General features: G+C 43.1%; 22 protein-coding genes. 12 read left to right on the top strand and 10 right to left on the bottom strand.

Annotated elements, in window-relative coordinates; genetic code table 11:
- Positions 1-81: 81 nt before the first annotated feature.
- Positions 82-399, bottom strand: coding sequence for a TusE/DsrC/DsvC family sulfur relay protein (locus G496_RS0115945; RefSeq protein ID WP_027180146.1), 318 nt, complete (start codon positions 397-399; stop codon positions 82-84).
- Between the two features lie 314 nt (positions 400-713).
- Between G496_RS0115945 and G496_RS20110 the strand changes: the two genes are divergently transcribed.
- From G496_RS20110 to gmhB, 8 genes are all read left to right on the top strand, one after another.
- Positions 714-1,016, top strand: a complete 303-nt coding sequence (locus G496_RS20110) for a hypothetical protein (protein WP_034633550.1) — start codon at positions 714-716, stop codon at positions 1,014-1,016.
- 180 nt (positions 1,017-1,196) lie between these two features.
- Positions 1,197-1,856 carry an HD domain-containing protein gene (locus G496_RS0115955; protein WP_027180147.1) on the top strand — a complete coding sequence of 220 codons (660 nt, stop codon included), beginning with the start codon at positions 1,197-1,199 and terminating at the stop codon, positions 1,854-1,856.
- Positions 1,822-2,733 carry a D-alanine--D-alanine ligase family protein gene (locus tag G496_RS0115960; RefSeq protein ID WP_027180148.1) on the top strand — a complete coding sequence of 304 codons (912 nt, stop codon included), beginning with the start codon at positions 1,822-1,824 and terminating at the stop codon, positions 2,731-2,733. Before G496_RS0115955 ends, G496_RS0115960 begins: the two co-directional genes overlap by 35 nt.
- Before the next feature lie 64 nt (positions 2,734-2,797).
- Positions 2,798-4,075, top strand: coding sequence for a 3-deoxy-D-manno-octulosonic acid transferase (locus tag G496_RS0115965; protein WP_027180149.1), 1,278 nt, complete (start codon positions 2,798-2,800; stop codon positions 4,073-4,075).
- Between the two features lie 31 nt (positions 4,076-4,106).
- On the top strand, positions 4,107-4,838 hold the full coding sequence (gene kdsB, locus G496_RS0115970) for a 3-deoxy-manno-octulosonate cytidylyltransferase (RefSeq protein WP_027180150.1): 732 nt from the start codon (positions 4,107-4,109) through the stop codon (positions 4,836-4,838).
- Positions 4,838-5,962 (top strand): glutamine-hydrolyzing carbamoyl-phosphate synthase small subunit, encoded by a 1,125-nt coding sequence (gene carA, locus G496_RS0115975; protein WP_027180151.1) that lies wholly within the window; start codon positions 4,838-4,840, stop codon positions 5,960-5,962. Before kdsB ends, carA begins: the two co-directional genes overlap by 1 nt.
- A 34-nt stretch (positions 5,963-5,996) precedes the next feature.
- Complete coding sequence (locus G496_RS0115980; protein ID WP_027180152.1) at positions 5,997-6,800, top strand: tetratricopeptide repeat protein; 804 nt, start codon at positions 5,997-5,999, stop codon at positions 6,798-6,800.
- A gap of 70 nt (positions 6,801-6,870) precedes the next feature.
- Entirely contained in the window at positions 6,871-7,419 is a 549-nt protein-coding gene (gene gmhB / locus G496_RS0115985) for a D-glycero-beta-D-manno-heptose 1,7-bisphosphate 7-phosphatase (protein ID WP_027180153.1), read from the top strand.
- On the opposite strand, the gene G496_RS20115 is transcribed toward gmhB, so the two are convergent.
- The 3 genes from G496_RS20115 to G496_RS0116000 form a co-directional block, all read right to left on the bottom strand.
- Positions 7,353-8,780: an FAD-dependent oxidoreductase gene (locus G496_RS20115; protein ID WP_027180154.1), complete on the bottom strand. Its 1,428-nt coding sequence runs from the start codon at positions 8,778-8,780 to the stop codon at positions 7,353-7,355. The two genes, gmhB and G496_RS20115, sit on opposite strands and share 67 nt — an antisense overlap.
- Before the next feature lie 173 nt (positions 8,781-8,953).
- Positions 8,954-9,943: a 4-hydroxythreonine-4-phosphate dehydrogenase PdxA gene (gene pdxA / locus G496_RS0115995; protein WP_027180155.1), complete on the bottom strand. Its 990-nt coding sequence runs from the start codon at positions 9,941-9,943 to the stop codon at positions 8,954-8,956.
- A 178-nt stretch (positions 9,944-10,121) separates the two neighbouring features.
- On the bottom strand, positions 10,122-11,291 hold the full coding sequence (locus G496_RS0116000) for an MFS transporter (RefSeq protein ID WP_027180156.1): 1,170 nt from the start codon (positions 11,289-11,291) through the stop codon (positions 10,122-10,124).
- A gap of 108 nt (positions 11,292-11,399) precedes the next feature.
- Here G496_RS0116000 and G496_RS0116005 point away from each other — a divergent pair, with 108 nt between their 5' ends.
- The gene (locus tag G496_RS0116005) at positions 11,400-11,927 is read left to right on the top strand and encodes a helix-turn-helix domain-containing protein (protein WP_027180157.1); all 528 of its coding nucleotides are present in this window, start codon (positions 11,400-11,402) and stop codon (positions 11,925-11,927) included.
- 29 nt (positions 11,928-11,956) lie between these two features.
- The gene (locus G496_RS0116010) at positions 11,957-12,295 is read left to right on the top strand and encodes a hypothetical protein (RefSeq protein ID WP_027180158.1); all 339 of its coding nucleotides are present in this window, start codon (positions 11,957-11,959) and stop codon (positions 12,293-12,295) included.
- Between the two features lie 32 nt (positions 12,296-12,327).
- On the opposite strand, the gene glgB is transcribed toward G496_RS0116010, so the two are convergent.
- From glgB to G496_RS0116035, 5 genes are all read right to left on the bottom strand, one after another.
- Positions 12,328-14,229, bottom strand: coding sequence for a 1,4-alpha-glucan branching protein GlgB (glgB, locus tag G496_RS0116015; protein ID WP_027180159.1), 1,902 nt, complete (start codon positions 14,227-14,229; stop codon positions 12,328-12,330).
- Position 14,230: 1 nt separating this feature from the next.
- On the bottom strand, positions 14,231-14,449 hold the full coding sequence (locus G496_RS0116020) for a hypothetical protein (protein WP_027180160.1): 219 nt from the start codon (positions 14,447-14,449) through the stop codon (positions 14,231-14,233).
- Positions 14,446-15,894 carry a glycogen synthase GlgA gene (glgA, locus tag G496_RS0116025; RefSeq protein WP_027180161.1) on the bottom strand — a complete coding sequence of 483 codons (1,449 nt, stop codon included), beginning with the start codon at positions 15,892-15,894 and terminating at the stop codon, positions 14,446-14,448. Before glgA ends, G496_RS0116020 begins: the two co-directional genes overlap by 4 nt.
- A gap of 29 nt (positions 15,895-15,923) precedes the next feature.
- Positions 15,924-16,400 (bottom strand): NUDIX domain-containing protein, encoded by a 477-nt coding sequence (locus G496_RS0116030; RefSeq protein ID WP_027180162.1) that lies wholly within the window; start codon positions 16,398-16,400, stop codon positions 15,924-15,926.
- 1,467 nt (positions 16,401-17,867) lie between these two features.
- A complete protein-coding gene (locus G496_RS0116035; protein ID WP_027180163.1) occupies positions 17,868-18,476 on the bottom strand; it encodes an L-threonylcarbamoyladenylate synthase in 609 nt (202 codons plus the stop codon).
- 140 nt (positions 18,477-18,616) lie between these two features.
- On the opposite strand from G496_RS0116035, the gene G496_RS0116040 reads away from it, so the two are divergent.
- On the top strand, positions 18,617-20,287 hold the full coding sequence (locus tag G496_RS0116040) for a glycosyltransferase (RefSeq protein ID WP_027180164.1): 1,671 nt from the start codon (positions 18,617-18,619) through the stop codon (positions 20,285-20,287).
- Positions 20,288-20,324: 37 nt separating this feature from the next.
- On the opposite strand, the gene G496_RS0116045 is transcribed toward G496_RS0116040, so the two are convergent.
- Positions 20,325-20,915, bottom strand: coding sequence for a TrmH family RNA methyltransferase (locus tag G496_RS0116045; protein ID WP_027180165.1), 591 nt, complete (start codon positions 20,913-20,915; stop codon positions 20,325-20,327).
- A 128-nt stretch (positions 20,916-21,043) separates the two neighbouring features.
- On the opposite strand from G496_RS0116045, the gene G496_RS0116050 reads away from it, so the two are divergent.
- A complete protein-coding gene (locus G496_RS0116050) occupies positions 21,044-21,439 on the top strand; it encodes a response regulator (protein ID WP_027180166.1) in 396 nt (131 codons plus the stop codon).
- Positions 21,440-21,447: the final 8 nt, after the last annotated feature.

Here is a 21,447-nt window from a genome sequence, read left to right on the forward strand (position 1 = left end):
TCAGGAGGCTTTCTGACTTTGGACTGAAACGGGAATCGCCACAACGGCGATTCCGTTATCACAAACTATATTACCAGCTGACTATACGCAGCCTGTAGGTTTAGGCAGACCAGCCATCTTACAGGCTCCCTTACCGGGTCCGGAGGGGAACAGCTCATAGATGTGCTTCAGTTTGTATCCGGTGATCTTGGAAAGGATACGAACCATAGGAGCGATACCGTTCTTTTTGTAGTAATCCTGAAGGAAATCCAGAACCTTCTGATGTTCTTCACTGATTTCTTTAATTCCTTCGCTTTCCTTTACGTAGTCAACCCACTCAGGGGCCCAGTCTTCGAACTTGAGAAGGAAGCCGTCTTCATCAACTTCAAAGGTTTTGCCTTCGTATTCTACCTGTGCCATGTAAAACCTCCTAAAAAAGTTAATACAAAAAAGCGTACAAACGCTTTATGTCAGGATTCGAAAATCTTTAGCCGTCTGAAAACTCAACCGGATAAAATTCTCTCGTTTACCTCCTTGGGGAATTAAAACCTACAAGAAAAAATTTCAAGGAAAATATGGAGTATGGTCAAAGACAGGTGAAAAAAAGTCCCATAAATAGCCAAAAGCGGCACTTTTTACCCCTGCTATATAGATAACACGCTGTTTTATAATGCTTTATTAAAGATGGAATGTTCATTGCTTGTTTTGAGACAAGCAAATTCAGGAGGAAAAAAATGATCCCAGCAGTTAATAGAATTAAAAGCCCTGAAAATATAACCGGTATTTCAAAAACTGAAGTTAGAAGTGCAGACTCACCTGTACTCCTTCGCGATAAAGTCATCCACAACGCCTCCGAAGAAATGGGACGTTCAGCAGTTGTAAAAAATGAAAATCCTGATGAAATAATGCAGACAGTAGTAGCTGCCGGAACTGAAAATCCGGACACCATTGATTCGGCTCATGATTTCAATCTTGCAAGAGTGCTGGAGCTTCTTTCAGACCCCCTTCTGCAGGAAGATATCCCCGGAGAGGACTAATAAAAATTTTCGCTGAAATATTTTAATCGCTGTCCCCGTCTCCATGCGGAGTCACGGGTCCGGCGAAATAAAAAAACTATCGCCCGCTTATGCTTATGTGCAAAGGCGGGCTTTGCCTTTTCATATATAAAATGCTAACTGATTCTTGTTTACAGGCGTTTAACGGATATTTAAAAGCAAATGAATACAAATACGAATACTACAGAATCAAAATCCGGCAAACTAAGGCTTCCTCCATTGGAGCCTGACCTTCCATCGCCTATTCCTGTCTCCTTTGATCCCGGACTTAAAGTCCCTGCTGATTCCGAGTGCGAAGCATGGTGGGATATGTTCGGCATGTTCGACAATATCAAAGCCCACAGCCGTCTGGTGGCCCACATCGCGACCTGTATTGCTGAAATGGCTGTCAAAAACGGTCTTGAAACAGACATCCCCACTGTCAGAGCTTCAGCTCTTATGCATGACATAGCAAAAGCCTACTGCATCACCAACGGTGGAAACCACAGTCAGGTAGGAGCTTCATGGGCCTTCAGGCTTACTGAAAATCCTGTTGTAGCCATGGGAGTTCTGCACCATGTCTACTGGCCGTTTGAGCTTGATGCTAAAAAATATTTTCTTCCAATTGTAGTCAGCTACAGTGATAAACGGGTCAAGCATGACCAGTTGACGACTCTTCAGGGCCGTTTCAGCGACCTCGAAGACAGATACGGCAAAACGGAATTAATACGCCAGAGAATACGGCAGACGTTAAAACAGGCTGAATTAATTGAAGCTGAACTTAATAATATAGTGGGAGAAGAACTTAATGAATGTTCTTTTGATTGCGGGCGGCTGGTCTAACGAGCGCGAAGTCTCTCTTGTAGGGGCAAAAGGTTTAAAAAAGGCTCTTTTAGAGCTTGGACATACAGTTGATTTTTTTGATCCTGCCAAAGAATTCAAATTTCTTCAGGACAGAGCGCAAAAAGCCGATTTCGCATTTATCAATCTCCACGGTTCTCCGGGTGAAGACGGTCTCATTCAGGCAATGCTGAATCAGGCCGGATGCCCATATCAGGGAGCCGGACCGGAAGCTTCCTTTCTTGCCCTTAATAAAGGGGCGACCAAAACAGTCTTCGATAAAAACAATATCCTTACTCCCGAATGGGAACTGGTCTGTCCTGACAAGGACTGTGCCGGACTTAAAATTTTAAAAGCCCCTGTGTTTATCAAACCAAATTCAGGCGGTTCCAGCATAGGAATGACCTATGCAAAAAATGATGACCAGATAGCTGAAGGCCTTGAGACTATTTTTACTGCCGGTGACAGTGCTCTGGTTGAATCATTCACTAAGGGATATGAGGTTACCTGCGGCATACTGGGAGAAACCCCGCTGCCGTTAATACTTATCACTCCGCCTGAAAATGCGGAATTCTTTGATTACAACAGTAAATACGCCCTTGACGGAGCCGAGGAAATCTGTCCTGCACCAATAGACAAGGATCTGACTCTTCGCATTCAGGAAATAACTCTGAAAGTTCACCGTCTGCTTGGCTTAAGCGGCTACAGCAGGGCTGATTTTATAGTATCGGAAGGAGATCCGTACATTCTGGAAGTAAACACTCTTCCCGGAATGACTCCTACAAGTCTTGTCCCCAGAGCAGCAAAAGCTGCCGGGTATTCGTTCAACGAGCTTATTGCCACACTCATGGAACTGGGACTTAAGGAAAAAAGGAAATAATTTTTTTTATCAACCGACCGTCCTGACGGGCGGTCTCAAGGAATGAAAACGTCAGGACCGCAGCATGTCAAAATCCCTAAAACTGAAGACCGCGTCTTTTCTTTACGACCTCGGCTGGAAAGCCGCCTTGCCGATCTTGCGTAGAAACGAACGCCTCAAAAAAGGCTTCGATCGCAGAACATTAAAACAAAGTCTTCCCCCAGAAGCAGATATCTGGATTCAGGCGGCATCGGCGGGTGAGGCCTGTCTTGCAAGCGAGATCCTGAAAACAATCGACCCCGGAAACCCCACAAAAATACTGGTTACAACCAATACAGATCAGGGCTTGCAGGAGCTTGAAAAAACAGCTTACCACATCTCCCACAATCTGAGAAAAGTGACCGCAACCGCAACTTATTTTCCTTTTGACAAGCCTTCAATCATGCTGAAGGCCTTAAAAGCGGTTAAACCAAAGCTTGCAGTACTTCTGGAAACCGAAATCTGGCCCGGATTTTTAAGTGCCTGCCGGGATCTTGAGATACCTGTGCTCATCATAAACGGACGCATGACCACCAAAAGTCTTGCCGGATATATGAGCTGGCCTGATCTTTTCAGAAGCATGGCACCGAAAGAAATTCTGGCGATATCAGAAGATGATGCCAGCCGTTTCAAAACTTTGTTTGAGAGCGACAACATCAGCGTCATGCCGAATATTAAATTCGATCGCACAGGCACTGAAGAAAACCTGCCTTATACCTCAAATCCGATTTCAAGTGCTCTCAAGCCCAAGACACCGTTCATCATTCTGGGTTCTATCCGCAAAGAGGAAGAACCACAGGTTAGAATGCTTATTTCCTCCCTGAACAAAGAAAGACCCAAAACGGTTATCGGCCTTTTTCCAAGACACATGCACAGAATTGAAGCATGGAAAAAAATGCTTACCGAAGACGGACTGCCATTTGTAATGCGGTCTGAAATAGAAGGGCACGCTCCGTTCGGACACATTGTTCTCTGGGATGTTTTCGGAGAAATGGTTCCAGCCTTCTCCATGGCCAGAGCAGCTTTTATCGGCGGTTCACTTGCTCCGGTCGGCGGACAGAATTTTCTTGAACCGCTCAGCTACGGAGTTACTCCGGTAATCGGACCTTACTGGTCCAATTTCGCATGGGTCGGTCAGGAAATTATCGACAGCAAACTAGTCAGACAGGCTGACAACTGGGAAGGAGTTTTGAATGAGATTCTGGACATAACCAGAAAAGCATCCAAACCCGCCAGAATAAAAAATGCTTTCAGTAAATATATTGAAACAAGAAGCGGCGGAATTGAAAAAGCCTGTGAAGCTATAGTTAGAAACCTGAGCTGATCCAGACAGACTTTTGTTTTATGGAGATCAAATGACAGATTGTTTCGGGTTTATTCCCGCAAGATATGATTCCAGCCGGTTTCCCGGAAAACCATTAGCCGAAATCTGCGGAAAACCAATGTTCTGGCATGTATGGAACCGTGCCATGAAATGTCCGGAACTTAAAAAAGTTATCCTCGCCACAGACAGCGAAATAATTTTTGAAGCAGCGGAAAAACTTGATGTACCGGTAGTGATGACCGATTCTTCCCACACAAGCGGGACCGACAGGATTCTGGAAGCGGCAAGAAAAACTGGTATACTTGGTAATTCTATCGTGGTAAATATTCAAGGAGATGAACCCTGCCTTGAACCTGAAATGCTCACAGAGTTGATCAGACCATTTAATAAAGCAGAAACACGCGTAACGACACTGGCCTCGCCGATAAACTTTGACGAAGCGCAAAGTCGTGACAGGGTAAAAGTTGCTCTTGCAAAAGACGGCAGAGCACTATACTTTTCCCGCGCACCCATACCGTTTTCGCATACAGGAAACGAACAATTCCTGTTGCATATTGGTTTATACGGATTCCGGATGGAAGCCCTTGAACTGTTTGCATCCCTTGAACAGGGATATCTTGAGCAGCGTGAAAAGCTTGAGCAGTTAAGACTTCTGGAAAACGGAATTCCCATTCATGTAGCGGTAACTCGGCATTCTTGTCATGGAGTAGACCGCCCCGAAGACCTTCACACAGTTATAAAGATTCTTGAGAGGCAGCAATAATGAAAGCCATTCTGGCACTTGAAGACGGAACCTGGTTCGAAGGTGAATCCTTCACCGGCCCCGGAGAAACCGGAGGCGAAGCCATCTTCAATACCGGCATGACCGGCTATCAGGAAATTCTGACAGACCCTTCCTACACCGGACAGATGGTCTGTATGACCTATCCGCTTATCGGAAACTACGGCATTACCGAAGAAGACATTGAGTCCGATAAAATCCATGTATCAGGTTTTATTGTTAAGGAATGCTGCAAAAAACCATCAAACTGGCGTTCTGTAATGCCTCTGCACGAATACCTGCAGAAAGCAGGCGTCATGGGAATCGAAGGTATCGATACCCGTGCCCTGACCCGACATCTCCGTGTTAACGGAGCCATGCGCGGTATTATTTCTACAGAGGAACTTGATCCGGTTAAACTTGCTGCAAAAGCTGCTGCCCTGCCGACAATGGAAGGCTGCAACCTTGCTGATCAGGTCAGCCCGGATACAGCTTATACATGGAAAGACTCCAAGCCATGTCCTATTGATGTCACAGGCGGCTTCAAATGGACTAGCGACCGTCCCCATCTTGTTGTCATTGATTACGGCACCAAATGGAATATTCTGCGTCTTCTCGATGAGCAGGGATTTGAAATAGTCGGCGTGCCCTCATCTTTTTCAGAAAAACAGATTCGTGATCTTGAACCGGATGCCCTTTTCCTGTCCAACGGTCCGGGAGACCCAGCCGTGCTTACCCATGCTGTTGAAACAGCAAAAGCACTGTGTCAGGATTATCCCACTGCCGGAATATGCCTCGGCCATCAGATACTCGGTCAGGCTCTCGGCGGAAAAGCATTTAAATTAAAATTCGGACATCACGGCTGCAACCATCCGGTTATGGACATGGAAACCGAAAAGATCGAAATATCTTCTCAAAACCACGGTTTTTGTGTAGATATATCAGGTTGCTCTGACCTCGTTATGACTCATAAGAATCTTAACGATGAAACCCTTGAAGGGTTTGCACACAAAAGCAAGCCTATCATAGCAATACAGTTTCATCCGGAAGCAGCTCCCGGTCCGCACGACAGTTGCTACTTCTTCTCCAGATTCCGCGATATGGTAAAAGATCAAATAGGAAAATAATCACCGTTCATTCTACACTGAACAGGAGATATAAATGTCCAGCGAACTGATGAATGCCCGCAAAAAGCTGGCAACAGTCAACACACTTCTGAAGCAGAAAAAACCAATGCCAGCAGTTCAGGCGGTTTATGATGCTGTAATGGCAATGCTTCGTTCTTCACTGATGAAAGCTGAACGTGAAGAGTTTCAGGATCTTATAGACAGCGCTGTACACTGCCTAAATAGTGATAAAGAATTAAGGCAGGTATATCCCCTTATTATTAATTATTCTCATGGAAGTGAGAAGGATCTTGTTGGAACGCTAAGAGAACTGCTTCAGGAATTACAGAAGAATGTATCCGAAGAAGCCCACTTAATGGCTGAGCAGATGGCTCAAAGAAAAATTGACGGTCTTGAAAAAGGTCAGCAGCTCATTGACGCTAATAAGATTGATGATGCCAAAAAGCTTTTTAATAAACTGATCAGAGAGTTCAAAAACGATACTGAACTTCGGGCTGAAATAGCTGATAAGTTTATTAAAGCGAATCTTCATCAGGAGGCTTTGTCCTACCTTGAGGAAGCTCTGGCAAATGATCCCAATGCAATTTACCTTTATAATCGTATTGGAATCGTTCTGCGCAAAATGAAAGACTTTGAAACTGCTGAAAAATATTATCTCAAAGCTCTTGAACTGAGTAATAAAGACGAATACCTGTATTTTAACTGCGGTCGTCTTTATTATGACTGGAAAAAATGGGATAAAATGGCTGACGCAGCGACCAAAGCTTTGCAAATCAATCCTAATTTTGCCGAAGCTGAAAAAATGCTCAACTTCGCCAACAAAAAAGCCGGATTATAAAATTGCTTTCAAATAAGGCCGAGCTTTGAATAAACTCAAAGCCCGGCCTTTTTTTATGCACGGATTCCACATGAAAAAATATGTTCTGCTAGACCGCGACGGAACCATAATTATCGACAAGCATTACCTGTGTGACCCCGCAGGAGTTGAACTGCTGCCCGGCGTTGTTGATGGACTGAAAAAATTTCAAAAATCAGGATACGGTTTGATTATTCTGACAAATCAGTCAGGAATAGGCAGAGGCTACTATCAGGAAAAGGATATGCATGCTGTTAACAACAGGATGACAGAACTCCTTGCAGAACACGGTATATCTATTGCTAAAATTTATTTCTGCCCCCATGCTCCTGAACAGAACTGCAACTGTCGCAAACCTGAAACAGGTATGGTGGAGGCCGCAATCAGAGATTTCGGATTTAACATCAAAGACAGCCTGATTATAGGCGATAAAATCTGTGACATTGAATGCGGCATTAAATCAGGTGCAGCTTCCATACTTGTGCGCACCGGGAAAGGTGCAAAAGAAGAAAGCAAATGCACCGGTAAGGCCGATTACATAGCGGACACAATATCGGAAGCAGCGGATTTTTTCATCTGCTCTTCCAAATCAGCCATGTGACGAATTATCAGGTAAGCTGTTATATCCAGATTCCCGGCAAAACCTTCATCCAGCCTTTTTTTCAGACTTTCAAGAAGAGTGTAACCGGATTCACCGAGCAATATGGTTGCCTTGCTCTGAATTTCAGCAGAAATATCTAAAGAACTGTGTCCGCTGCTGAATAGTTCATCTGCACATAATTCTCTGAAATCATCTTTTGAAATTTTATTGCCAACATTTTCCGCAGCATGTTCCCCGGCTCTTCTCCCAAAGACAAGCGAAGACAGAATCATACCTCCGCCTATCCGGTTGGCTCCGTGCATGCCTGTAGCACATTCTCCACAGCAATAGAGTCCCTGAATATCTGTCCTGCCGTGTTCATCTATCATGGCCCCGCCATTTCCAGACTGGGCCATAGGGATGATATTCATCCAGTCCTTTCCTGCCGGCCTGATCAGAGTTGAACCGTTTTCCTCAGCAGAAGCAGCCAGAGCCTGATCAAGCACCCGGTCGTCCTGAAGCCATGAAGCCGGACAATGGGTATTGCGCTGCATGTAGAAATTTTCAGAACCTTTAAAGCGGCCGACAAGATCCTTGAAATAATATTTTTCAGCAAGATAAACCAAATCCGTATCAGGCTGAAAAAAATCAGCCGGTGGAACAAATTTACCGCTTTCAAAATCACACCATAGAAACTGGACAAATGCGGCATTTTTAATTTCCACCCCGGCCCTATGCAGCATGCCATACGAAAACGCACTTTGATTAGACCCGCTGAGATTATATTTCCACAGTCCCGCAGGACCTCCCATGGCAGCAATAACGGAAGCGGATTTAACCGCTACTCTATCGCCGAAATCGTTTTCAAAGACAGCTCCATGAGTCCGGCCCTCATCAACAACAAACGAAAGAGCTGTTAGACCTTCTAAAAATTTGCCGCCTAGCGAAATAAATTTATCTGCAAATAATTTATAAAAAAATTTCAGGTCATCAAAAACAAAAGCTCGTTTCTCTTTGCTGAAACATCCTTTGAACCTCAAAGGACCATTGCTGTCTTCTCTAAATTTCACTCCGAGATTCTTCAAGAACTCGTAACTGTCAACAGCTTCATCAGCCATGATTCTGGCCAGATCAAGATTGAAATCAGAATTTTGAGCCAGTGCGAAGGCATCAGCCAGATACCCGGCTTTGTCCTCATCAGACAAAGGAACCTGAATCCCTAATGAATCATTTACATTCGTAAATGACGCACCTCCAGGCCCTGAACCGATAGCGGCAACAGCAACTTTAAGATTCGCATCAGTCTCAAGAGCTGCGCATGCGGCCCGAAGCCCTGAAATTCCGGACCCTATAATCAGGACATCAGCTTCAATGATTTTCAATGGAGAACAACCTCTTGCTAAAAAATGCTCAAAAAAATGCAGCCAACCATATAAAAATAACAAAAATTACCGTCAACACAAAATAGAGGCTAGTACATGCTAACCGGATATTCTTCCAGAACAAATTACGGCCCCATTTGAATTAAAAATGGAGCCGTAATAAATAAGGAAAACTATTTTTTGTTTTCAGCCATAATGATGGCGCTCTCCAGAGCATTGACCATACTCTCAAGCGAAGCCGATCCCTGACCGGTGATATCATAACCTGTCCCATGGTCGGGAGAAGTTCGTGGATAAGGCAGACCAAGGGTAATGTTTATCGCCTCATTGAAATGGAAAAGTTTCAACGGCCCGAGTCCCTGATCATGGTACATGGCCAGAACAGCGGAATATTTGCCCTGAGCAGCAAAATAGAAAAGAGTATCTGCCGGAAACGGCCCTTCTACATCAAGACCCATTGATCTGGCTTTTTCAAGCGCGGGTTCTATAATCTCTATTTCCTCTTGCCCAATTCGGCCTGATTCACCGGCATGCGGATTAAGACCGCACACGGCTATCGGTTTGCTTAGTCCGAAACTTTTAACAAGTTCAGCTGTCAGTTTCAGGCAGAGCAGAATTCTTTCTTCTGTTATCAGGGAGGGAAGCTCTGCAATAGAAGGATGGGTTGTTACAAGGCTTACTTTGAGCTTTGGCCCACCAAGATGCATGCAGACATTTTCACGTCCCACACCAAGATTTTGGGCCAGAAATTCAGTGTGACCCGGAAAATCAAACCCTGCCAGTTGCAGCATGGCTTTGTTAAGCGGGCAGGTTACCAGAGCATCAGCAAGTCCCGACTTTAAAACCTCCACAGCGGTTTTAAGAGATTCCCCGGCACAGCGGCCGCCTTCAATATCAGGTTCACCTATCTTTAAAACAGGATTATCAATTACAGGCGGGCAATATAAATAATACCCCGGAGCCGCATCACGAAAATCTTCCAGCTCATTAATTCTGGTCCAATATTTTTTACCATTGGCAAATTTATCAAGGTGATATTCCAAAGCCTGTTCAGGGCCTAAAAAAAGGAAAGGTCTCTCAGCCTTCCTTTCGGAAAAAATTCTATTGCAAAGTTCAGGGCCCAGACCATTAGGGTCGCCTAGAGTAATACATATTTTTTTCATATAAAATTCCATTTGTGCAAACTGTATAGATTGATCTGTAAGAAAAGATTAATACCCGATCATTACGGAGTCTACCCCGTTTATAGCTATAATTTCGACATAGACCGAAAGATCTTCTTTTTATTTTTAATCCTGACTGGTTGAACATACTCATATAAGTAAGAACACATTTATTTTTTTATCTAAAATCAATTCTGCTGCCGATCAATAAAGCGAGCCCTACGGCTATAGACGATGAGCAGGCTATTATTATGCCGGTCCATCCGAATGCGATCCAGACAGGACCAAGGAATATAGAGGCGAGGCTTCCTCCACCTATGCAGAAAAAAATATAAAGTGATGAAGCACTCCCTAAAGATTCTGCAGGTACATTGTCACCGACTTTCATAAAAATCAGTGGCTGGCAGGTATAAACTGAAAGAAACAGCAGTAATAATCCGATTGAAATTAAAGGAATGCTAATGGCCTTCCAGACAATAAAGCAAGCGGCCAAAGCTGCTGCCAATCCATAAAAAATAATTTTATCAATATTAAATTTTGCGGCTAATTGACCTGAAACCGGAGCAATAAGGGAGGTGATCCCTGTAAAACTGATCCATCCTATCTGGCCGGAGCTGAAGTTAAATGGAGCATTGTTCAATCTGTAGCTCAAAAAAGTTACAATCCCTATAAAGCCAAAAAACAATGAAGCTCCAAGCAGTAACAGGGCAATAGTCCTTTTTCCTGACAGCAATAGAAATAAATTCTTATACATTTTTAATACAGGTATCTTATTTTTAATTATCGACCCCCTAAACGACGGAACGAGAAATGCCATACATAAAGACAGAGTCAGCACAAGCAGTGAAGTTGTAATGTATGCCATACTCCAGCCGGCAATAGCGGTAACTATGCCTGAAAGCACTCTTCCGAAAATAACGCCCATAGTGCTTGAGGCTACTATGGCTCCAACATATAGACCTTTCTTACGATCTGGAGCTATAGTTGCGATATAAGGAAACATCGAAGCAGGAACCAGAGCTGCAAAAACGCCGATGGGTATCATGCATGAGACAAAGCCCTGATAGCTTCCGGTAAATGAAGCTGCCAGCAGGACAGCAGCTAGACAAAAAGAACTCCAGACAGAGACTTTAGGCAAATTGCAATTGTCCATACACGGCCCTGCAAACAGAAATGTTACAGAATAGCTCAGGGAGACCATACTGAACGAAAATCTGGCAGAAGCTGTACTTGTATGAAAAAAAGAAGCCAGTTCAAGGAATATGGCCTGATTCATGAAAACAGTGGCTACAGCCGACATGGTCAATAAACATATAATTATGAGTGCCGTGAAATCTGATCTTTGCATGAACTCAATCCTCACAGATTGTTTTTAAGAAAATTTGAATTACCTTTTTAGGAATTATTGTATTTTTTATTTTACAACTGTAAACTAAAATAATCAAAAAGAGAACGTATGAGCAACCTTGATTTTTCCATTCTAAAAACCATGCGGGTCAAAAAGGGAGTATCTTCTGAAGATGTGGCAAAAGCCACCGGACTTACCAGAGCAACAGTTCTGAAGGTGGAGAGCATAAGCGGAAATCCGACAATGAGCACGATTGAAGCCCTTGCCCAATACTTTAATCTGTCAGCAAGTGAATTGATAAAAATGGCCGAAAAATCACAGTGCCAGAAAATAAGCCCCCAACAAATGGAGAGAGGTCCGGTTACCGGACGGCACCTTTCGTTTAGCGATCTGGAAATATTTCATTTTAACGCAGGCAGTAATCTAGAAATTAAGTCCGATCCAAAATTCCATGAACACACCCGTGAAATATTTTATTTAATCAGGGGAAAACTGAAAATTACTGTAGGCAGTGAGGAATATGAACTGACTTCAGGTGAGGCTCTGCGCTTCAAGGCCTTGCAGGACCACAAAATGACCGTGCTTGAAGACTCCGAGATAATAATGATACACCATAATCTGGCAGATTTTATTTAGCCTGAAACTATAAAATTTTTTAACTTAGCATGTTTAATAAAAAAGACTGGATATTTGAAGGCGAGTCAGGGGAACAATACACATTCCAAATTTTTTCTAAAAACAGTGAACTGCCTGAATCAGGCGGAATTTATATACTGTCATACACACAGCCGCGCGGACATGCCGCCGGATTTTCTGTAACGGTTCTATCCATCGGCAGCAGTAAAAATCTGCGTACGGCTGTAGCAGTCCCGCAAGACATTGAATGCCTCAAGGAGAACTGCTGGAACAGCATATATCTATTGGAAGTCGAAGACGAAATTGAGAAATCAAAAATTCTGGCCGACCTTATTGGTGGCAACAGGCAAAGCTGCGGGCAGAAATAACGACCTGCGGATCTACTCCGCAGGTCTGAAAGCTACTCCGCAGGTCTAAAAGCTATTGCCCCGAGCGGTGGGAGGGTCATGGTCAGATAATAGGGAAAAGCACCGATATCACCTGCTTTTTCAGCTACAACTCCACCATTGTTACCAACATTAGAGCCGCCGTATACACTGGCGTCAGAATTAAATATTTCCTCCCATTCTCCGGGCAATGGACAGCCCAGACAATATCCTTCGCGCACAACAGGAGTAAAATTGAAAACCCATAAAACAGGACTGCTTCCTTCCGCCTTGCGCAAAAAGCTTATCACAGAAGAAGAATAGTCATTAAAGTTGACCCATTCAAAACCGGACCAGTCAACATCCTCTTCATGCATTGCCGGGTTTTCTTTTAATATCTTATTTAAATCTCTAACTGTGTTGCTGATGCCGTTATGAGAAGGAAACCTTTTCAACATCCAGTCCAGTTCACGGCGGCAGTCCCACTCATTCCACTGACCGAACTCGCCCCCCATGAAAAGAAGTTTTTTCCCCGGATGAGCCCACTGATAAGAATAAAGCAATCTGAGGTTAGCCATCTGCTGCCACATATCACCGGGCATTTTTGACAGCAGAGCTCCTTTTCCATGCACAACTTCATCATGGGACAGCGGCAGGAAAAAATTTTCACTGAAGGCGTAAATCATAGAAAAAGTAAGGCTATTCTGGTGATACTTTCTATGAACAGGTTCTTTCTCCATATAATCAAGGGTATCATTCATCCAGCCCATATTCCATTTGAAAGTAAAACCAAGGCCTCCTGTGTAAACAGGGCGTGAAACTCCGGGCCATGAGGTTGATTCTTCAGCAACCATTATAGCTCCGGGAAAATGTTCATGGACAACAGTATTGAGTTCTTTGATCAGTTCAATTGCTTCAAGGTTTTCATTGCCGCCGTGCTCATTTGGAATCCACTGTCCTTCGCGGCGTGAATAATCAAGGTAAAGCATGGAGGCCACAGCATCGATACGAATTCCATCAATGTGAAACTCTTTGAGCCAGTATAAAGCATTTGAAAGCAGAAAATTTCGAACTTCATGCCTGCCGAAATTAAAAATATATGTTCCCCAGTCAGGATGCTCACCTTTGCGGGGGTCTGCATGTTCATACAGAGCTGTACCATCAAAACGACCTAATCCCCATGAATCTTTCGGAAAATGTCCGGGAACCCAGTCAAGAATCACCCCGATGCCCTCTTTATGGCAGTAGTCTATAAAATATCTGAAATCGTCAGGAGTTCCATGTCTTGATGTTGGAGCAAAATAGTGTGTTGTCTGGTATCCCCATGATTCATCAAGCGGATGCTCGGCTATCGGCAACATTTCAATATGGGTGAAACCAAGATCTTTCACATACGGAACAAGCTTTTCCGCAAGATCACGATAATTAAGATAATCCCAGCCGGACCTGCTCCATGAGCCAAGATGAACCTCATAGCAGGAAAGGGCTTCTTTCATAGGAAGACCTTTTGCTTTGCGCTCCTCCATCCAGTCCGTATCGTTCCATTCATAATTATCCAGCGACCATGTGACAGAAGCCGTGCCGGGCCTCATTTCAGTTTTAATCGCATAAGGATCTGTTTTTACAACTCTGGTGCCGTCATACTGGGTAACATCATATTTATAGTGCTGACCCTGAGTAACACCGGGTATAAATCCGGCTCTTATGCCTGAACTGCCCACGCAATAGAGGGGATTAGCTGAACTATCCCACCCGTTAAAATCTCCTACCACGCTGATATCTTTTGCATTAGGAGCCCACACGGCAAAACGGTATCCTTCAACTCCATCCTCTACATCAGGATGTGCTCCCAGTATTTTATATAAATCCCAATGCTTACCGCTTCCAAAAAGATAAAGATCAAAAGGTGCTATATATACAGGTATTGTTTCCGGCATTTTATTTATCCTGTTCATTGATGGAAATTTTCAGACAGTCTTCGTAGAACAAACATTCATTATGATCACAGAAAACACTACCCATGTTCGAGGAACTTTCAGATTCATGATTTTGTATGACTTTTACAGCCTCGGCAAGACTGAGTCCGCTTATATCAATATTCAGCTTGTCCGCAAGGTCTCCAACAAGCTCAAGGCAGACTTCATACTTTTTTTTCATAATCTCGCACCTATATTTCGATACATTGTGATGTACTCGTCAGCAGAACGATCCCATGAGAATTCTTTCCGCATGGCCCTCTGAACCAGTTTACGCCAGCTATCCTTATCCTGCCATACACTCAAAGCTCTTTCTATAGCTTTAAAAAACAATCTGCTGTCAGCTTTCTGGAAAGTAAACCCGGTAGCTTCAGGGGAAGGATAAGGCGTTATAGTATCACAAAGTCCGCCGACTGCGGTAGCAACTGGAGGAGTTCCATAGCGCAAAGCATAAATCTGTGTAAGTCCGCAGGGTTCATAGCGTGAGGGCATTAGAAAAATATCACATCCGGCCTGAATAATATGCGCCATTTCCTCAGTATACCCTATCTGGACACTCAGCCTGCCGGGGTAGGATTCCATCATTTCCAGAAGTCTGGCCTCATAACTTAAATTGCCCTCCCCGAGTACTATGAGTCCTACATCTTTTTTCATAAGCTCCGGGATGATATCAATCAGCATATCCACGCCCTTCTGATCACGGATACGTCCTATAAAGCCCAGCAGGGGCTTATCCTGAAGTTCAGGAGAAAGGTGGAACTCGCTTAATACAGTCTCTTTGCATTCCTTTTTACCGTTTAATTTTTCACTGGAATAGCAGCATGGAAGAAATTTATCATCACCCGGGTCCCATACTTTATAATCCGCTCCGTTAAGTATACCCACCAGCTTTTCACTGTGCTTGGATAAAATACCTTCAAGACCGCATCCGAACTCAGGCCCAAGTATTTCTTCAGCATACGTGGGACTGACGGTTGTAACAGCATCACTATAAGCGATCCCCGTTTTCAACATATTGAAATCACCATAATATTCTGCTCCATCCATATTCCACGCAGCAGCGGGCAGGCCTGAATCTTTAAAAAAACGTCCTGAAAAACGTCCCTGAAAAGCTAAATTATGAATTGTTGAAACGGATTTAGTGTTTTTCCAGAAAGAATCCTGCTGTCGCTCAAAATGTAGGTATGCCGGAACAAGTGAGGATTGCCAGTCGTGAGCATGAATAACCTGCGGAGCCCCCGGGAGGAGCCTTGCCCATTTCATTACGGCACGGCAGAAAAATATAAATCTTTCGCAATTATCAAAATAGTCGCCATTGTGGGTATTGTAATAGTACCGCCTGTCAAAATACTCCCCTCTTCCAACGAAATAAACCGGCATACCATGATAATCCACCTGATAAATTTCAGCTGTTATCGGCTGCCACGGATATCCGACATGCAGGTCTGAGTACACAAGTCTGACCTTATTGCCGTCAAGATTCATTCTACCGTAAAAAGGAGTTATTACAGCGGTTTTAATACCTTTATTAAACAGGCTTAGCGGCAGTGCTCCCATAACATCGCCAAGACCGCCCGTTTTGGAGAAAGGATATATCTCTGATGTAACAAACAGTACTTCATGCACAGCTAGAGTCTCCTCCGTGGATGGTTCATTCAATATGCGGAGATTTTAGATAAGGTATTCATCCTGTTCATCCCGGATGCAAAGTCTGCTAATATTTCACCATGATCAAAGGCCAGCTCCGGCAATGAATCCAAAGTGAAAAACTTTGCTTCTCCGGCATCGTCACCGGCGGCAATGATTGTCAGATCCTTTGCCATCGCGGAAAAAACAACACTCATTGTGTGCTGACGCGGATCCCTTTCTGGGTTTGAATAAACACCAAGCAACCCAGTCAGAACAACTTCGAGCCCTGTTTCTTCTTCAGCTTCGCGCACGGCAGCATGTTCAACAGTTTCACCATAATCAACAAACCCTCCCGGCAAAGCCCATCCGAATGGAGGATTTTTACGTGCAATAAGAACAACGCCAAGCACAGGATCAAAAATTATTATATCAACAGTGGGAACAGGATTACGGTAAACAGTCACGTCTGCCCCGCAATTAGGGCATGGTTTTGTTTTAACCATAGTATAAACACCTTCTGAATATTAATGCATATTTAACATGAATAGTAATTACAGGTAACATGTATATATTATTAGCCTATAACAAAATTACTGACAAGAAATTATGAAATTTAAACACCTGAACTGTATTAACAAATAACAGCTTTAATTAATTACAACAAAATTTTTATAAATTGTTTGAATATTTTCTATTCAAATATTTTGTACCAGAGAACCATCCAATTATTCAAACAGTTATCTAAAAAAAATTAAATTTAAAAATAAAACTTAAATTTGATAAAATGATCACAGAGGCTACTTTTGACATAAACGGCATTCTTAATTTTAAAATGAAGCAGTAGACAAATTCTGAGAGTATAAATTTTTATACCATCTTAATCCGGATTTATTCAGAGCTGAGACTATAAGATCAGGCCATGATTTTTTTGGCCAAAAGCCTGAGTAAAGGAAAAGCCCCCGTCAGGTGACGAGGGCTTTAAGAAATTTGAGCTTTAGCAAAAGAATGAAGGTAATTTTAATATAGCAACTGCTGTGCCAAGTTTAGAAAGGGCTTCTATTAACTTATAACTATTTGTTTTATTTATATTATTATCTAAAATCCAATTCCAAACAAATTTTTGAACCGTATAATTTTTTGTACGAAACAATCATGCTCCCCCAGATAAGGCCATATCAGGTTTAATTTATTGTACCAGTCTGTGAACCTGCTTAGAATGACAACTAATTAAACATAGCCCCCTTTAATCCCCAGCTCCGTCAATCACAATTAAGGTCAGCAAATCATGGCCTGACAAAGCGTATTTACCATTTTAAGCCCTTTAAAAAACCAAAACCCCTTTCCGAACTTCGGAAAGGGGCTGTAAAATTTTTGGTTCTAGCAAAAGAATGAAGGTAATTCTGATATAGCAACTGCTGTGCCAAGTTTAGGGGTGGCCTCTATTAACTTATAAACATTTGTTTTATTTATATTATTTATTTAAATTCAATTCCATACAAATTTTTGAACCGTATAATTTTTTGTACGAAACAATTATGCTTCCCCACATACGGCCATATCAGGTTTAATTTATTGTACCAGTCTGTGAACCTGCTTAGAATGACAACTAATTAAACATAGACCCCTTTAATCCCCAGCTCCGTCAATCACAATTAAAGTCAGCAAATCATGGCCTGACAAAGCGTACTTACCATTTTAAGCTCTACAAAAAACCAAAACCCCTTTCCGAACTTCGGAAAGGGGCTGTAAAATTTTTGGTTCTAGCAAAAGAATGAAGGTAATTTTAATATAGCAACTGCTGTGCCAACATTTCAGCACGGACGGTATATAGAGATAACCACTTGATAAAACTAGTTAATACCTTGATATTCTCAGATAGAAATGAAAAATAAATAGTAAAAAAATTTATACCCGGATCAGCTTAACGCCTTAATTGCTTTATTCTCAGTTAAAATTTTTTAACTGAAATCTTAATTCACAACAGTGAATCCGGCCTGTACCAGATCAGCCTTGGTGACAACGCCATAGCGCAGAATTACAACCTTTCCACCGGGTAAAGCCTTAACAACGGTAGAAGGATCACCGCCATGAGGATAAGGTTCGCAATCTACTACTCCGTCAACCAGCGCAGCCAGCTCAGCAGTAACTTCAGCTGGAACCGCAGCAGGAGATTCTCCACTTTTATTCGCGCTTGTGGCTATCAACGGGGAACGGCTTTTAAGGCAGAGTTCTTCAGCACTCGGATGGCTTGTCCAGCGCACTGAGGTAAATCCCTCAGCATCTTTAACTTGAAGCGGAAGCTCTGATTTGGCTTTAACGATTATTGAAAGCGGTCCGGGCCAGAACTGTCTGGCAAGTCTTAAAATTTCCGGGGTAACGTTATCAGTAACCTGATCAAGTTGATCCATTTTACCAATAATTAATGGAAGAGGTTTGGATATGGGGCGACCTTTAATGATCATGATTCTTTTTGCGGCACCTTCGTCCATAGCTTCTGCGCCAAGGGCATAAAGTGTCTCTGTGGGATAAATTATTACCCCTCCCGTACTGATAATAGGCAAAGCCTCTTCAAAATTCATTTGACCACCTCTAAAATCTGCTCAGAACATATGAGTGACAACAAATACCAGTTTTCAACATATTGTCCAGAACCTTTTACATTCTTTGAAAATGACGTAAGTTACCCTGCATATTCCATTTAGATTTTCATGGAGATTAAATGATATATTCCGAACGGATAAATAAAGACTTTCCATATAAGACAGATTCTTCCATTTATAAAATTTTGCAGGATAAAATCCCATTGTGGATTTTCGGGACAGAAGAACAGAATCTTCGCAAAGGTTTCTGGAATGTCGCATACTCTCTGTCAAAAGAAATACCTTCATTAAATAATGCCGCGGCGGGCCTTGCTTTCTGGGACTGGCAGCAGTTTCCTCTAAATATTTCCACTGTAAACTTTTTCGAAAACAACGCATGGCAACTATCTGCCGGAATAAAAAACCTCCTGAGCATTCTAAAACAGTTCAGCAATCAGCAAACAGCGGAACTACCCGTTGAGGAGATTAAAAGCCTTCTTGAAAGTGGTGACGCTGCTCTGGTCATAAAGCATCTTATGCCGCTGCTCAGAGGTCCGCAGTCATTATTCTGGCTGGGAGAAGTGTGGGACGGCCTTTTAAGAATCGGCAACAGAGATTTGATAAATTCGGCTCTTGATATGACTAACTGGCCTGAAGGAACATCTGAGCTTAGGCAGAGACTTGGAGCCGAATATTCCTTTTTATACGATGAACCGGACTTGGCCATGGCTGAAACAAATAAACTTTCAGACGAAATATGGCCGCTATGGAAAAATTATATAAAAGCTGAACTGCTCTCACGGATAGGAGAAACCGGAAGAGCTTCAGAAATTCTGACCGAACTGTGGAAAATCATGCCTTACCAGATAAACTGGGCTTTAAAGCTGCATACGCTTATGCATCCGGTCAGCACCGTGAATGCGCTTGAAAATTCAGCTGAGGTCAGCATACTGCTCTACTCCTGGAATAATGAAAAACTAATTGAGCAGACCCTTAAAAATCTAAGCGGCACAAGAATCGGAGCAGCCAAAATATTCACGCTTAATAACGGCTCCAGTGACGGTACCGGAAAAATAATGGAAAAAGCTTCCGCGTTATTCCCGGACAACAGCTTTAATGTTACCCATCTTCCGGTTAACGTCGGCGCACCGGCGGCTAGAAACTGGCTGCTTTCCATCCCGGAGGTCCGCCGGAATAAATGGGCTGTTTTTCTTGATGATGATGTAATTCTTCCTGAAAACTGGCTTGAGCAGCTGCTTGCAACAGCACAGAAATATCCGCAGGCCGGAGCTGTGGGAAGCAGAATTACATCCGCAACCGATCCGATAACCATGCAGTCAGCAGACTATCACCTGTTTGCTCCGGGAGACGGGGCTTCGCAGATAAACGGTCTTTCAGAGTATATAATGGTACACGACAACTGCCGCTCGGCTTTTGATTACGGCCAGTTCACTTATTGCAGACCGGCCATGCATATCTCAGGATGCTGCCACATGCTTGCCCTTGATGCCATCAATAGCTGCGGTAATTTTGACGTACGTTTCAATCCGACACAGTTTGATGATCTTGAACGTGACATGAGAGCTTATCTGGCAGGTAAAAAACATATCTACGCAGGCCAGCTGGCCGTGAGGCACATCCAGCATTCCAGTCTCGCTAAAGCAGCAACCACAAAAAGTATGGCTCAAATTTTCGGCAATAAAATCAAACTGGAAGGACTCTTCGGCCGTGATGAATTAAATTTTATGGCAAACCGTGATGTCAGCGAACTCTGGCAGGATATGCATCGCAAGCTTGAAGAAATTGAGTAAGTAAAAGCCTGCTGCAACAACAATCCATCAGCAAAGTCTAGCGGCAAAGCCAGTCTTCAACCTTGGCTTCCATTTCATCCGGCGGCCATGATGGGCGGTCATATTTACCGGCTGAATACCGTTGCGTAAAAGCATGATATAAAATAATTGCGGCGGCAACGGAGACGTTGAAACTCTGAATCATGCCCTGCATCGGGATGTATAATTCATTTTCAACAAGTGGAAGAAGCTCCGGTGAAGTTCCGTTGTGCTCATTACTCAAAACTATTGCCGAAGGTTTGCTGAAATCGTAATCCATGAGCGGAAGTGCTTTTTCGGAAAAACCAGTCCGCACAATCTGATAACCCTTGGATTTAAGTGAACTGATCATTTCAGCAGGGTCTTCGTGCACGGTACGGTCAACCCATTTCTGGGCCGATGCGGCACTTCTCGAAGTAAGTTCCGGCCATACGTTCTCGGTGTAATACAGGTGGATATCAGATACACCGAAGGCATCGCAGCTCCTTAAAATAGCTGCGACATTGTGTGGGTCCCACACATTATCTATAATAAGCGACAGATCATTTTGACGCCGCGCCAGAACATGCCTTATTCTCTCTTCTCTTCTGGTGGTTCTCTCTCTTTTCATGCGAATCTGGTATATGACTAAACGCAGTAATGCAAGTTAGACAAAAGGTCATCTTATGTTGACAATAACTTCAATAATTATGACAATGCAGCTATGTTAGAACTAATATCTTTTTTTCGGAGGGGTGGATGCGCGCTTTAATAGCAGAAGACGAATTTCTGGGTAGAAAGCTGTTATCCAATTTTCTGGACCCGCTATTTGATACGGATATAGTCGTTAACGGTAGGGAAGCTCTTGAAGCTTATGAGCTTTCCATTGAAGAACAAAGACCTTACGACCTTGTCCTGATGGACATCATGATGCCTGAAATGGACGGATTAACAGCGCTTGAAAAAATCCGTGAACTCGAAGCAGACAAAAAAATAGAAAAAAAGTCAGTCGTCATCATGACTACAGCTTTAAGTGATCCTAAAACAGTTATCAGATCTTTTCATGATGCGGAGGCCTCTGCTTATATAGTCAAGCCTGTTGAAAAGAGTAAATTATATGAAGAGCTTGAAAAAGTAGGTCTGCTTTCAAAGTAATACTGTGA

The organism is Maridesulfovibrio bastinii DSM 16055 (genome assembly GCF_000429985.1).
GTDB classification, from domain to species: Bacteria; Desulfobacterota; Desulfovibrionia; order Desulfovibrionales; family Desulfovibrionaceae; genus Maridesulfovibrio; species Maridesulfovibrio bastinii.